Source organism: Oribacterium asaccharolyticum ACB7 (assembly GCF_000238075.1).
Classification (GTDB): domain Bacteria; phylum Bacillota; class Clostridia; order Lachnospirales; family Lachnospiraceae; genus Oribacterium; species Oribacterium asaccharolyticum.
Genome location: NZ_JH414504.1, coordinates 400,134 through 412,560, shown reverse-complemented (window position 1 = coordinate 412,560; position 12,427 = coordinate 400,134). Strand labels below are relative to the sequence as shown.

Annotated in this window: 12 protein-coding genes; all 12 read right to left on the bottom strand. The window is 41.7% G+C overall.

Annotated features, from left to right (window positions below):
- Nucleotides 1-8: 8 nt before the first annotated feature.
- Nucleotides 9-536, bottom strand: coding sequence for a cell division protein SepF (locus tag HMPREF9624_RS01835; protein WP_009536281.1), 528 nt, complete (start codon nt 534-536; stop codon nt 9-11).
- 117 nt (nt 537-653) lie between these two features.
- Nucleotides 654-2,039 (bottom strand): HlyD family efflux transporter periplasmic adaptor subunit, encoded by a 1,386-nt coding sequence (locus HMPREF9624_RS01830; RefSeq protein WP_036594531.1) that lies wholly within the window; start codon nt 2,037-2,039, stop codon nt 654-656.
- A gap of 2 nt (nt 2,040-2,041) precedes the next feature.
- Entirely contained in the window at nt 2,042-2,461 is a 420-nt protein-coding gene (locus HMPREF9624_RS01825) for a hypothetical protein (protein WP_009428269.1), read from the bottom strand.
- 75 nt (nt 2,462-2,536) lie between these two features.
- The gene (locus HMPREF9624_RS01820) at nt 2,537-3,556 is read right to left on the bottom strand and encodes a D-alanyl-D-alanine carboxypeptidase family protein (RefSeq protein ID WP_009536279.1); all 1,020 of its coding nucleotides are present in this window, start codon (nt 3,554-3,556) and stop codon (nt 2,537-2,539) included.
- A complete protein-coding gene (locus tag HMPREF9624_RS01815) occupies nt 3,538-3,930 on the bottom strand; it encodes a methylglyoxal synthase (protein ID WP_009428727.1) in 393 nt (130 codons plus the stop codon). Before HMPREF9624_RS01815 ends, HMPREF9624_RS01820 begins: the two co-directional genes overlap by 19 nt.
- A gap of 12 nt (nt 3,931-3,942) precedes the next feature.
- Nucleotides 3,943-5,076 (bottom strand): FtsW/RodA/SpoVE family cell cycle protein, encoded by a 1,134-nt coding sequence (locus HMPREF9624_RS01810; protein WP_009427667.1) that lies wholly within the window; start codon nt 5,074-5,076, stop codon nt 3,943-3,945.
- A 12-nt stretch (nt 5,077-5,088) separates the two neighbouring features.
- A complete protein-coding gene (locus tag HMPREF9624_RS01805) occupies nt 5,089-7,959 on the bottom strand; it encodes a penicillin-binding transpeptidase domain-containing protein (RefSeq protein WP_009429797.1) in 2,871 nt (956 codons plus the stop codon).
- On the bottom strand, nt 7,956-8,489 hold the full coding sequence (gene mreD / locus HMPREF9624_RS01800; protein ID WP_009429346.1) for a rod shape-determining protein MreD: 534 nt from the start codon (nt 8,487-8,489) through the stop codon (nt 7,956-7,958). Before mreD ends, HMPREF9624_RS01805 begins: the two co-directional genes overlap by 4 nt.
- Nucleotides 8,479-9,339 (bottom strand): rod shape-determining protein MreC, encoded by an 861-nt coding sequence (gene mreC / locus HMPREF9624_RS01795; protein ID WP_009536278.1) that lies wholly within the window; start codon nt 9,337-9,339, stop codon nt 8,479-8,481. The genes mreD and mreC overlap by 11 nt, the downstream gene beginning before the upstream one ends.
- Nucleotides 9,339-10,028: a RadC family protein gene (radC, locus tag HMPREF9624_RS01790; RefSeq protein ID WP_009536277.1), complete on the bottom strand. Its 690-nt coding sequence runs from the start codon at nt 10,026-10,028 to the stop codon at nt 9,339-9,341. Before radC ends, mreC begins: the two co-directional genes overlap by 1 nt.
- A 136-nt stretch (nt 10,029-10,164) precedes the next feature.
- Nucleotides 10,165-11,445, bottom strand: a complete 1,281-nt coding sequence (locus HMPREF9624_RS01785) for a methionine gamma-lyase family protein (protein ID WP_009536276.1) — start codon at nt 11,443-11,445, stop codon at nt 10,165-10,167.
- Entirely contained in the window at nt 11,394-12,368 is a 975-nt protein-coding gene (miaA, locus tag HMPREF9624_RS01780; RefSeq protein WP_009536275.1) for a tRNA (adenosine(37)-N6)-dimethylallyltransferase MiaA, read from the bottom strand. Before miaA ends, HMPREF9624_RS01785 begins: the two co-directional genes overlap by 52 nt.
- Between the last annotated feature and the right edge of the window lie 59 nt (nt 12,369-12,427).

The following is a 12,427-nucleotide window of genomic DNA, read 5'->3' as shown; positions in this document are numbered from 1 at the left end:
ACTTTTTATTATCTAAAGTTCAAAGCTCCAAAAGTACCTTCCCCGTCTCCTCCAAAACCTGCACCGGAGAATTCACCGGAAAGATGAATTTCTTCAGGGCTGATAATAAAGATATAGGTGGAAATCTTCTGCAGATTTCCGTTAATGGCATAGGCTGTTCCACTCAAAATATCAATGATTCTCTGTGCAACCTCAGTATGTAAGCCTTCCATGTTCAGAACAACAGCTCTTCCGCTAAGAAGATAATCGCAAATCTCTGTTGCATCTCCCATGGAATTCGGTTTAATCATTGTAACTTCCATGCTGGCTCTTCTTTCATTTGTATTGGACTTGGCTTTACTGAAAAAACGAATCTTGGGTTCAGCTTCTTCTTCATCCTCATCAACTCGTCTTCCAAAGAAGGAAGGCTTTCTCGGTGCTTCTTCTTCCTCTTCTTCGTACTCGTCGTCGAAGTCATAATCATTATCTAAATCATAATCATCATCGCTGTCTCTATTCAAATTCATCTTTGTCATAAGGTTACTTAAAAAGCTCATACTAATCTCCCAATATCGGCCATGTTAATCAAGATAATTTTACTCAATTTCCAAGTAAAGTCAAGCTTGAAAGTTCCCTGCAATCATTTTCTACAGAAAGTTTCCTGCGATCATTTTCTATTGAAAGATCAGTTGGCCGTCACTCACCATATCTCCCTGTAATACAATATGATCGTAAACCTCAATTCCCGAAGAAGTATTCTTCTCTACTATAATATATTCGTCATTTTTTTCCAATGGAATAATCTGTCGAAAAACAGCATATCCTTTGTTAATATTATACACACCTTCCAAAGATTTTGTAGGGCCGATGCTATAGGAATCCGAACTTCCCTCTTTCCGTAGTACGTCCCCCGTTTTCAAAACATGACTGTCTTCATCTTTAGGAATACTGATATAGGAAAACTGCTGATCTTTCCGATAAATCTCTGTGGCAATAAACTTAGTGCTTCCGTCACTCTCCTGCCTGTAAAATCCCTGGCTTCCGTCTGCCGAAACAGCCAGGAACTCATTTGGAATAACATAGAATTCTTTTTGAACCACTGCGGATGCCGGAATTTTAAGTCCGCTTTCTTCCTTTTCTTTGAGAGAAAATTCGACAAAACGATCCTCCAGGAAATAATCTATGTAATTCTTTAATTCTACCTTTCCGTAAAGCGCTCCGTCTTTTCCGTGAACAAAAAAGAGTTCTCCGGAAAGTTCCAAATCCGGATTGGAAAAGGAAAGTGTTACTTTGTGACGATTTTCCAAACTGTTCCGCTCTTCTTCCGTCAAAGGAAAGACTAGGCTCCAGTTCGAAGAAGAAATGATTTTATAGATTTCCGTTCCTTCCTCTACGCGATCTCCGCCATGGATATATACCTTCTTTCCATTGGCATTTCGAAAAGTATCTGCCGAGAGATCCTCCTCTTTCCAGTTTTCATAGCCGTCCAAAATATAGGACACTACACCTGCCTCCTTGGCATTTTCAACAGTATAAGAAATTCCCAGCTGATTTAAAATGCTGTTTAAATACTTTATTCCATCCTCTCCGGAAAATGCCAGATTATCTCCATCCATTCCTGAAGGAAAGGCATAGAGAGAATAAAACTCGTCATCTCGAAAAGAACGAGAGAAGCTTTCCAATCGATTTCGAATTTCCATGATTTGTTGTTCACTTAAATTCTCTTGCAGCTCAGGATGATCCGAAAGATATTTTTCCAAATTTCCGGTTTCATCCAAGGTATAGAGCTCCGCCCCCTTGGAAACTCTTCTGCCTTCCGATACCGTAAAATGAATATAACCGCTTTTAACTGCATTATAGGCTTTTTCTTCTCTCAATATCAGTCCGGTATACTGATTTTCCCGAACCAAGCTGCCTTCTCGCACTTCATAAAAACGAATTTGATCTCTCCTCAGAAAAGATATAACACTAAAAAGAATATAGAGAGCAATAATCATAAAGATTACTCCCTCTATATTGAAAAAACTTCTTCTTTTCTTTAAATAACCGCTATTTGCCATAATTAAAGTGCTAACGCAATATGATCCTTTAAGTCTGCAGGAACCTCATCCGGGCTCATGGATAAGCTGCTTACAATATTTACTTTATACTTATCGGAAAGCAAATCCAGCTTTCTGATGCAATCGGTAATAGGCTTTCCCTCCAGAGAGGCTAATTTCAGAAAACTGTCGAGAAAAAGATATTCTAAATCATGATCTTGAGAAATAATACCGCTAACAAACCCGATAAAAGCGTCTTCAGAATCCAATTGAAACTCATTTACATTGATTAAACGAATTTTATTATTCAGTTCATACATATGTTGAGCGGAGCGATCCAGAAAATCGACATTACCCTTCGCTTCTTTGACAGTAGAATTCGCTTTCTCAATCAGCTGCTTTGTCTTTCCTTTTCCTCTTTGTCCTACAATAAATTGAACCATTTGCATTTCCTCCTTGACAGAACAAGAATTTTACTTGCGTTTAAACTGCTAAAACTTATAAAAAGTATAGTACATTCAAGAAATCTTATCAAGCAAGTTTGTCATATTTTCATAAAGAATGTCTTTCGTATCCGCTTTCATAACAATAGAAAAATAGTCCAAATCACTCCCCGTCTTCTCTGTATTCAAGGCCAGGCAATAACCGGCTTCTTTGGTCGTTCCTGTTTTGGCTCCCATTATTTTTAGGCCCTCCGGCAGCTCTTTTTCTCCGGTACTGTAAAGATTTGTCGCTTTCCACACCTGCGTTTTTCGCGCTCCGTTCCGGTCTTTATAGACAACTTGGTACTCTTTTGTTCCTAATATTTCACGCAAAACTTCATGTTGCATTGCAGCACGAAAAATCAAATAAATATCGTACGGAGAAGTATAATGATTTTCATCCGGAAGTCCGTGAGGATTGGTAAAATGGGAGGACAATGCACCAAGCTTTACCGCCTCTTCATTCATTTTCTCCACAAATGCATCGACAGAACCGCAACTTGCTTCTGCAACCGCAACGGCAGCATCATTTCCGGAAGGAAGTAGCATCCCATACAGTAAATCTTTAATTTTCAAACTTTCTCCGACCTGCAGAAAAGCGGTGGAAGACCCGCTTACCTTTATGGATGAAGCAGAAGAAATCACAAATTCCTGCTCTAAATCCTCAACTGTTTCCACACAGACAAGTGCAGTCATCAATTTTGTAATGCTGGCAGGATAAACTCTCTTGTATGGATTTTTATAAGAAAGAGCTCGGTCGGAAACGGTATTGCTTTTTTCCACCAGCAGAAAGCTCTCGGTATCCATCTCCTGCTCGTTATAGCTTTGATCCACAGGTATCGCAAGCTTTGCGGCAAAAGATTGTGCGGTATGATTTGCTTCCGTACCCCAGGATAGAGAAGTCAGCCTTTGTATACACTGTTCTTCCGAAAAGGCTTTCTCCGGTTTTCTTTCGCAAGAAACACAGAAAGACAGAATCAACAATAAAATTAACCATAGAAAAAAAGGAGTAGAGACTCTACTCCTGCGAAAAAACTTTAGCCTATATTTCTCCACTCCAACTCTCCTCTTTCCAATGCATGAATCAACAGCTCAGCAGTAGCAAGATTCGTCCCGATGGGAATATTGTACATGTCACAAAGTCGAATAACTTCTGTAAGTTCAGTCTCCCCGTCCGCTTCAGGAGAAGGGTCTCTTAAGAAGATAATCATATCCAGATTTCCCTGTTCAATCTGAGAAGCAAGTTGTCTTACCCCGCCGGTTTCTCCCGGTAAAAACTTATGGATCTTCAAGTTGGTCACTTCTTGTATTAAACTTCCGGTTGTCCCTGTTGCATATAAATCGTGTCTGGTCAAAATTCCTCTATAAGCGATACAAAAGTTCTGCATGAGCTTCTTCTTAGAATCATGCGCAAGCAAACCCACTTTCATCTCCTACTCCTCCTATGTTTTTCTTTGCAAAGCAACATTTAAGACTATTCCCAACCCGAAATAAACCGAAAGCAGGGAACTTACGCCTCTGGAAAAGAAGGGAAGCGTAATTCCCGTGTTAGGGAAGAGTCCTGTTGCAACCGCAATATTTGTATAGGTTTGGAAACCAATCCAAGCCATTACCCCCACAGATATTAATCTTCCGCTTAATGTTTTAGCCTTGTAAGCTATTATAAGACATTCCAGAATAATCAACAAGAAGAATATAATAATTATTATTGACCCTCTAAATCCTAATTCTTCTCCAATTACCGCAAAGATAAAGTCATTGTCTTCCTCAACCAGAAAGTTTCCGTTCTTCACGGAGAAAATGGAGTGGTTAAAGAGCCCCTTTCCCTTAAACATTCCGGACCCGATTGCCATAATGGAATACATTTGCTGGGCAAAATCATTGGAATTCTCATCAGGGTGCAAAAAGGTCAGGATTCTTCTGACTTGATATCCCTGCAAAATCGGAATCTTATCGTATAATCCCGAAGAAAAAAGATAAAAAAGCAAAGCCAGAGCTATAAGCGCAATTCCGACAAAAGCCAGAATATAGCGTAACTTAAGCGGAGAAGCAAAAGTCATGGCAAACACGGTTACCGTCATAATAATAGCCGTGGAAAGATTGGGCTGAATCAAAACCAAACCAACCGGTAAGAGTAGGTATAATGCCTCCATAAGCAGTCCGTGAGGGGTATTAATGTCTTCCTTAACCCTTTGTAAATAGTCCGCAAAAAATAGAATCAAGGCTACCTTCACAAATTCCGCAGGCTGTATCTTTCCTAAAACAGGTACCGTAATCCATCTCATCGCACCATGTCCCGATGCGGTTCCGTATATTCGAACACCGGCCAAAAGCAGAATGGATGCTGCATATAGATAAGGAGAATACTTACAAAGTTTCCTATAGTCAAACAAGGAAATACCGATACTCATAGACAGGCCGACAAAAGACCCCATAATTTGTCTCACAACCAAGGTGTCTTTAAAGCTTTCCGCAGAAATAGCGGACCGCACAATAAAGACACCGGCGGTATTTAAGCAAATCATTAAAAACAAGAGCCTAAAGTCATATTGTTTAAAATCGTAATCCAACTTCATATCTTCTCTATCCTAATCACTCACAGTCAAAGAATTGATGTTACTTGCATCCCGAGAAAGGATTGTGTCCATACTTAATTTTCCGAAGCAATAGTCATACACCATATTGGCAAGGCTGGCTGCATTACCGGAAGAATAACCGTAAGGAATATTCACTGTTACGGAGATTTCAGGGTTATCATAAGGAGCATAAGAAACAAATACGGCGTGATTTCCTCTGTCCTCTCTCTCCTGGGCAGTACCTGTTTTTCCGGCCACAGCTATATTTTGTCCGATAAATACACTTTTTGCCACACCTTCGGTAATCACCTTTCTAAGCCCTTCATGTACCGCATTCCAGGTCACATCACTATAAGAAAGGGTTTTTTCAAGTTCCGGACTCCTCTCTTCTACTGCATTATTCCGGGGATCTTTGATTTTATCCACAATCGATAATTTATAAAGAGAACCGCTGTTTGCTACAGCCGTAATGTAGCGGGCTAACTGCGCTGCATTAAATGCATGATTGGCCTGTCCCATTGCGGAACGTTCCGGGTCATACGTAGAAATTCTGGGTTCCGCCTCATCCAGTTCCACGCCCGACTTCTCATTTAAACCGAAGTCACTCGCATATTTTCGAATTCTTTCCATGCCCAGCTCTGAGTTATAATTTCCCTTACTGTCCGTCGCAAGACGATGGCCCAAATCGGCAAAGAAATAGTTACAGGAATTCTTGATTCCGTCTACCAAGTTCTCGTTTCCGTGTTGAGAAGGCCAAATCCAACAACGAATATTCGGCGTTACTTCTTCATATTTTCCGGTACAATCAATAATTGTATCGGTATTGATTACCCCTTCCTCAAGCGAAGCGATAGAACTGATCGGCTTAAAGGATGAACCCGGTGCAAGCTGTGTTTGTGTTGCTCCGTTTAATAAGGGGAGGGAAAGATCTTCATTGCATTTTTTCAAATAGGCGGCATCGCTGATTCTGTTGTTATCAAAACCGGGGTATGTGACAAGTGCACGGATTTTTCCGGTCTTAACATCCGTTACCACGACTGAACCGTTACAGGGGTCCAAAGCCAGCTGTGCGGGAGTAAGCTCAATTTTCCTGATTTTATCCAATAGGAAGGTAAAAGCCGTATGGGCATCACCGGCAGCCAGGGCCTGGTAAGACGCATCATCCTGTGTCAGTACATTTTGCTCAAAAAGAGCTCGGAGAAGCAGATTTCCGGAAATGGTCTGTTTTGCAATAGCGTACTTATAAAGCAATTTATCAAACCCGGCATCACTTCGCAGATATTCCATGATTTTCTGCACAAAAAGCGCATAAATCTCATTCGTATCGGAATACTCCGTATTTAAAGACAACTTTCTGGTATCAATCCAGCCTTCCTCAATGCCTTTCATTAGAAAATCATGAAGAGAGATGGCATCATTTTTCCATTGTGTATAAGCTGAAGAGGATTTGTATCTTGTATCTTCCGGATCAACAATTTCTCCTTTTTTACTGAGTAGATAATCATAAATATAGACCATGTAGGCCTGCAATTCCTGTGGCAGTCCGGAAAGTTCTCCTCCGTTTTCTTCATTTAAAATGGTCTCAATTTGAGAAAGCATCTCCTCCTTATTCTGCTTAAAACGAGAAGCTATCTCCTTCTCCGCCTCACCGGCCTCTTCTGTAAAAAAATGATCCTTATTTAAGACGTTGTTGTTAATCAGTTGATAATAGGCGTCTTTTACCGGAATCATAAGTTGCGATTGTTTTATCTTACTTTGATCCAAATCATTATTTTCTGTCAGCTTGGAGGATAATATTCCGGCAAGTTCCTGTTCCAGAAGATGATAAATGGAAATCTGATCATTTGCGGAAATAGTGGTATAGATATCATTTCCGGCCATGGGTTTTTCTTCGGAAATCACTTCCATAATACTTCCCACATTGTTCAGATACATTTCCTTATATCCTTTTTTCCCTTTGAGAATCAAATCCTCACTTTTTTCCAGTCCCCAAACTCCCACGATATCATTAACCTCGTAGGAATCATCAATCTTTTTTAAATCGGACAGCTGTCCTTCCTGTACCTGTCCCGTATATCCGACAATATGCGATAAATACGGCGCATAATTGTACTTTCTGACGGAAACATTTTCCACGTCAACTCCGGGAAGATCATACTTCGACTCCAGTATTTCAGCCATGCATTCTCTGGAAATATTCTCCACAATGTTTGTACTCATATAACGTTGATACGAGGTAAGGCGCAAAGTATAAATAATCCCAATCATATCCAGAGCAGTTCTGTCCGAAAGAGAAATCGGATTTCCGTTCTCGTCCGTCAGTTTGTTGAAATGATATAGTTTTTTAGCCTGTTCAAAGCATTCCTCCGCTGTACTGTTCCGCTCCTTCTCACTTAATTTATCGGGATCCTTACGAAAGACATTGGCCAGAAGCCGAAGCCTGTCCTGGTCGGACGATGTCGCATAACTAAAGCTCCCGTCTTCGTTGAGTATTACTTTAAACTGGCTTAAAATCGGATACTGATATTTTTCTATGATTATGGCCAGTTTATGCAACATTCTGTTTCGATTGTTGATTCCCTTCGGGGTCGAATTAAAAGCACCCGTATCCGCTATGGTAATGTTGTACTGTAATTCATTGTAAGCAAGCAGTTTACCGTCTTTATCGTAGATATTCCCTCTTGTTCCCGGAAGCACCAGATTTTTTCTGGTACTCTTCAAATGACTTTCCAGATAGCTCCGGCCCTGCATAATCTGCATCTGAAAAAGATGGATACCCAGTACGGAAAAAAGACCGGTAAAGATAAGAGCCAACGCGAAAAGACGGGATGAAAAAAGCCTGGAAAACAGTTCCTTAATCAAGCTGTATATTTCTTTAATCATAGCGCTTTTTCCTCCAATTGTTTGCTTGCACTAAAGAAGAAACGGTACATAATCAGCGTCAGTAAAAACGAAAAAACGATGGATGGAAGAACGATATGTACAGCGTAATAAGGAAGGTTCCATTTTCCACGAATCAAAAAACGTAAAAGATAAATATAGCTGTGGTAGGCTAAACCGCTTAAGACACAAAGAAACAAGGGAAGCTGAATGTACTCCTCGTAATAAAAAGCATGAAAATATCCGTTTACATAACCGATAAAGACAAAAATCAGGGAATAAAAGCCGAAAGGCCCCGAATAAAACAAGTCCATAAGAAGTCCTGCAGCCAAACCGTAAAGCATCCCCGGAAGGGAGCCATAATAAAAGCCGAAGGAAAAGCAGAGAATTAAAAGAAGGTTTGGACTTGCGGAAAGAAAAGGGAGCAAAGGAAATACACTGGTTTGCAGTAAAAAAGCCAGAATCAAAAGAACAAAATAAAATAAAAATTGGGTATGGTGTTTTTTCTTTCTTCTAACAAATTTATTCCCCAACGTTACTACTCTCCTTTTGGAAGCGATCATCCTTCCTGTCTGTCAACACCAGAACTTCCTGTAAGTTTGTAAAATCGGCAGCCGGAATCAGATAACCGTTTTTCATCAGCCTTTTCTCATCCACCTCTATATCAATTGCGAATCCGACAAGGATTCCCGGAAGAAACTTGGAAGAAATATTGGAAGTTACGATACGGTCTCCATCTTGAATCACCGCATCTTTCTTCATATTGGTGATACGCAGTCGTCCTTCTTCATACAGCCGTAAATCCCCTGCTACAATACAGGTATCACTGGACTGAATTCCCATACAGGAAACTCTGGATTCATCATCGATAATGGAACGAACCGTGGCATAATTTAAGCCCACATCCGTGACAATTCCCACAAGACCGCCCTTTGCCATGACATTTTGATCTACCTTGATGCCATCCTTTGAGCCTTTATCGATTCGAAAGACCTGAAACCAATTTTCCGAGTCCTTTGCAATAACTCTGGCCGCAACCTTCTTGTACTGTAAATACTCCTGATCCAGGCTGTAAAGTTCGCGCAGTCTTTGCAGCTCTTCCTCATTCTGTTTTAGAATATTATTCTCTTCCGTAAGCGTGTCGATTTTGGTTTGCAATTTCTGATTCTCCGCTTCCGCTTCCACAAGACTTTTATGCTTTTCCCATTGCAAATACATGCCTCTACCGACACGGTTCACACCGGATTGCATGGGAACCAGAACGGTTCCTACCGCATTTCTCAAGGGATTCATCAGACCGTCCTTAATGGAAGACAGAACCACCATCATAATGCAGAGCACGGTAAGAAATATAAAGATGTATCTGCTCCTTCTATTTTCCACTAAAACTTCCCCTGTTCTTTAAAACTATAATAACGATTATCTCCAATGATAATATGGTCCACTAAGGGAATCCCCATATATTCTCCTATCCTTCTGACCGAATCCGTAAATGTCTCGTCTTCCTTGGAAGGTTCCGGGTCTCCGGAAGGATGATTGTGTACTAAAATAATGCAATTGGCCGCAACCATCAAGGCTTCCCGGAAAAGCTCTCTTCCCGAGATACTTGCGGAATTCCCGCTTCCCTTTGCCAGAAAATGTTCCTTTATGAGTTTCGCTTTTGTGTCCAGATACAGTACACGAACCTCTTCATGATCCAAGTAACGCATCTCTTCCTTGAAGTATAAGAGAACCTCATGTGGGGAGCGGAAGCATTGCACTTTATCGCGAATTCTGCTGTTCCAAATCCGACGCGCAATCTCCCCTATGGCAAGAAGTTCCACCGCCTTAGTCGTTCCGATTCCTTGTATTTGCGTAAGTTCCTGCAAGGAAAAGTGCATGAGTCCGGTAAGGCCCTTACAACATTCTCTTAGATGAAGAATTTCCTCGGAAAGCTCCAAAACCGAAGCATCTTTTCTTCCTGTACGAAGAATCAGGGCTAAAAGCTCCGCATCGCTCAAGGCGGAAAAGCCCCTTTGACTTGCCTTCTCCCTGGGTAATAAATCCTGACGGTTTTTCCATTCTTCTTTCATATTTTCCTCCTTTTTATGGAGGAGTCTACAGAGGTTTTATTTTACCACGAAAACGAAGCTTTGCATAAAAACTTTTCTTAAGCTTTATTGCATAAAATGCTTTCTGCCCTATTCCGGTAAAAGCAAGAATAAACCATCAAAGTTTTATAAAGCCTTTTTTATACATGGTGTCCAAGGCTTTAATAACACCATACTTTCCATGCGGGAAGGTCAAACCGCCTTGGAAATATACGGTAAAGGGAGGACGAATCGGAGCATCTGCGGAAAGCTCGATGCTGGAGCCCTGTACAAAAGCTCCTGCCGCCATAACGACCTGATCCTCATAGCCCGGCATGTCATCCGCTTCAGGGCGCACAAAGGCATCTACAGGCGCTGCGGCCTGTATGCCCTCGCAAAAGGCAAGAAGTGCTTCCTTACTGCCCAGTGTAATCGCCTGAATAATGTCCATTCTTTTCGTATCTGCCGTAGGATGGCAGGAAAAACCTACTTTTTCAAAAAGACTTGCGGCAAGAATCGCTGATTTTTCCGCGGAAGCGGTCACGGTCGGTGCAAGGAAAAATCCCTCAATGAGATCTTTATTTAAGTTCAAAGACGGTCCCTGCTCTTTTCCGAGTCCGGGTGCATAAAGACGAACCGCACATCTCTCGATGCAGGCTTTTGTTCCGGCAATGTAACCTCCTATAGGAGCCAGTCCGCCACCCGGGTTCTTGATGAGAGATCCAACGACCATATCCGCTCCGAAGTCACTAGGCTCCTCTGCACAGACAAACTCACCATAACAATTATCCACCATACAAATAAGATCCGGCTTAATGGACTTTACAAAACGGATGATTTCTCCGATTTCCTCCGGACTGAAGCTTTTTCTATCACTATAGCCCTTAGAGCGCTGGATCTCCACAAGACGCGTTTTTTCATTGATGGCATTTTTAATGCCTTCCCAGTCAAAACCTCCGTCCGGGAGTAAATCCACCTGCCTATATCGGATTCCGAATTCCTTTAAAGAACCTAAGGATTCCCGAATCCCGATAATCTCTTCCAAAGTATCGTAAGGCTTTCCGACCGGAGAAAGCATTTCCTCACCCGGACGAAGATTGGCCTGTAAAGCAATGGCAAGGGCATGCGTTCCGCAGATAATCTGTCCTCTTACCAAGGCATCCTCCGTATGAAAATAGGCGGCATAGGCCTCTTCTAAAGCATCTCTTCCCGCGTCATTATGACCGTAACCGTTTGTTCCCGTAAGATGTGCCTCGGAAATCCCCGCCTTTTGCAGAGCGGCAAGCACCTTTAATTGATTCAGCTCTGCGATTTCATCTATTCTTTTAAATCTCTCCTCAAGGCTTTTCACCACAGACTCACTGTAGTCTACGACCTCTTTAGAAATCCCCATTTCGACATACATTTCTCTATAATCCATTCCGCTTCCTCCTCGCGACTTTGAAAATTTTCCGCTTCGACAAAAATCGTATTTTTTTCTCTCTTAAACCAGGTTAACTGTCTTTTTGCATAGTGTCTGGAATTTTGCTGAATCAGGGCTTTGCACTCACTAAGACTGCATTCTCCTCGAAGATAAGGGAAAAGCTCCCTGTATCCGATTCCCTTAAAACCCGGAGAATGCTCCGTATAGCCCTTTTTGTAAAAAGCTTCCACTTCCGAAACGAGGCCGTCTTGAAACATCTTCTCCACTCGAGCGTTAATGCCCTCATATAAGTCTTCTCTATTACGATTGAGAACCAGAAAAAGGCTGTCATAGAGTGCTTCTTTTTCCTTCTCCTCCCGATTATGCTTCGATATCGGACTTTTATGAAGATAAAAATACTCCAAAGCACGCATAATTCTTTGCCGGTTATGCGGATGAATTTCTTCTGCCGATACCGGGTCCGCCAATTTTAATTCCTCATGTAAGGCTATACTCCCCCGCTCTTCCATCTCTTTTTCGAGTTTACTTCGAAGTCTTTCCTTTTCCGCTTCATCCTCTTCCTGAAAATCAATATCTCGCAGCATAGCCTGAATATAGAAACCGGTTCCGCCCACTAAAATCGGAAGTCTTTCCCTTAGGTAAATTTCCTCTACCGTCTCTCTGGCCATGCATTGAAAGGCACTGGCATCATAGTCTTCCTTCGGATCCAGGATATCCAAAAGATGGTGGGGAACCCCCTCCATTTCCTCTTCCGTGATCTTTCCCGATCCGATAGTAAGCCCCTTGTACACCTGTATGGAATCCGCGGAAATACATTCTCCGCCTAAGGCCTTAGCCACTTTAACGGAAATATCGCTTTTTCCCACGGCAGTGGGTCCCGCAAGAATCAATAGCGGTTTATCTTGTTGATACCGATTCATAGCCTTCCACTTTTCCTATCTCTACACAATTCTCTTAAAGATAATTTTCGAAATAAATA

Excerpts from the sequence above, each read along its gene's own strand:
- HMPREF9624_RS01835 (WP_009536281.1), bottom strand. The coding sequence starts at position 536 with ATGAGCTTTTTAAGTAACCTTATGACAAAGATGAATTTGAATAGAGAC.
- HMPREF9624_RS01830 (WP_036594531.1), bottom strand. The coding sequence starts at position 2,039 with ATGGCAAATAGCGGTTATTTAAAGAAAAGAAGAAGTTTTTTCAATATA.
- HMPREF9624_RS01825 (WP_009428269.1), bottom strand. The coding sequence starts at position 2,461 with ATGGTTCAATTTATTGTAGGACAAAGAGGAAAAGGAAAGACAAAGCAG.
- HMPREF9624_RS01815 (WP_009428727.1), bottom strand. The coding sequence starts at position 3,930 with ATGAAAGTGGGTTTGCTTGCGCATGATTCTAAGAAGAAGCTCATGCAG.
- HMPREF9624_RS01810 (WP_009427667.1), bottom strand. The coding sequence starts at position 5,076 with ATGAAGTTGGATTACGATTTTAAACAATATGACTTTAGGCTCTTGTTT.
- HMPREF9624_RS01805 (WP_009429797.1), bottom strand. The coding sequence starts at position 7,959 with ATGATTAAAGAAATATACAGCTTGATTAAGGAACTGTTTTCCAGGCTT.
- radC (WP_009536277.1), bottom strand. The coding sequence starts at position 10,028 with ATGAAAGAAGAATGGAAAAACCGTCAGGATTTATTACCCAGGGAGAAG.
- HMPREF9624_RS01785 (WP_009536276.1), bottom strand. The coding sequence starts at position 11,445 with ATGGATTATAGAGAAATGTATGTCGAAATGGGGATTTCTAAAGAGGTC.
- miaA (WP_009536275.1), bottom strand. The coding sequence starts at position 12,368 with ATGAATCGGTATCAACAAGATAAACCGCTATTGATTCTTGCGGGACCC.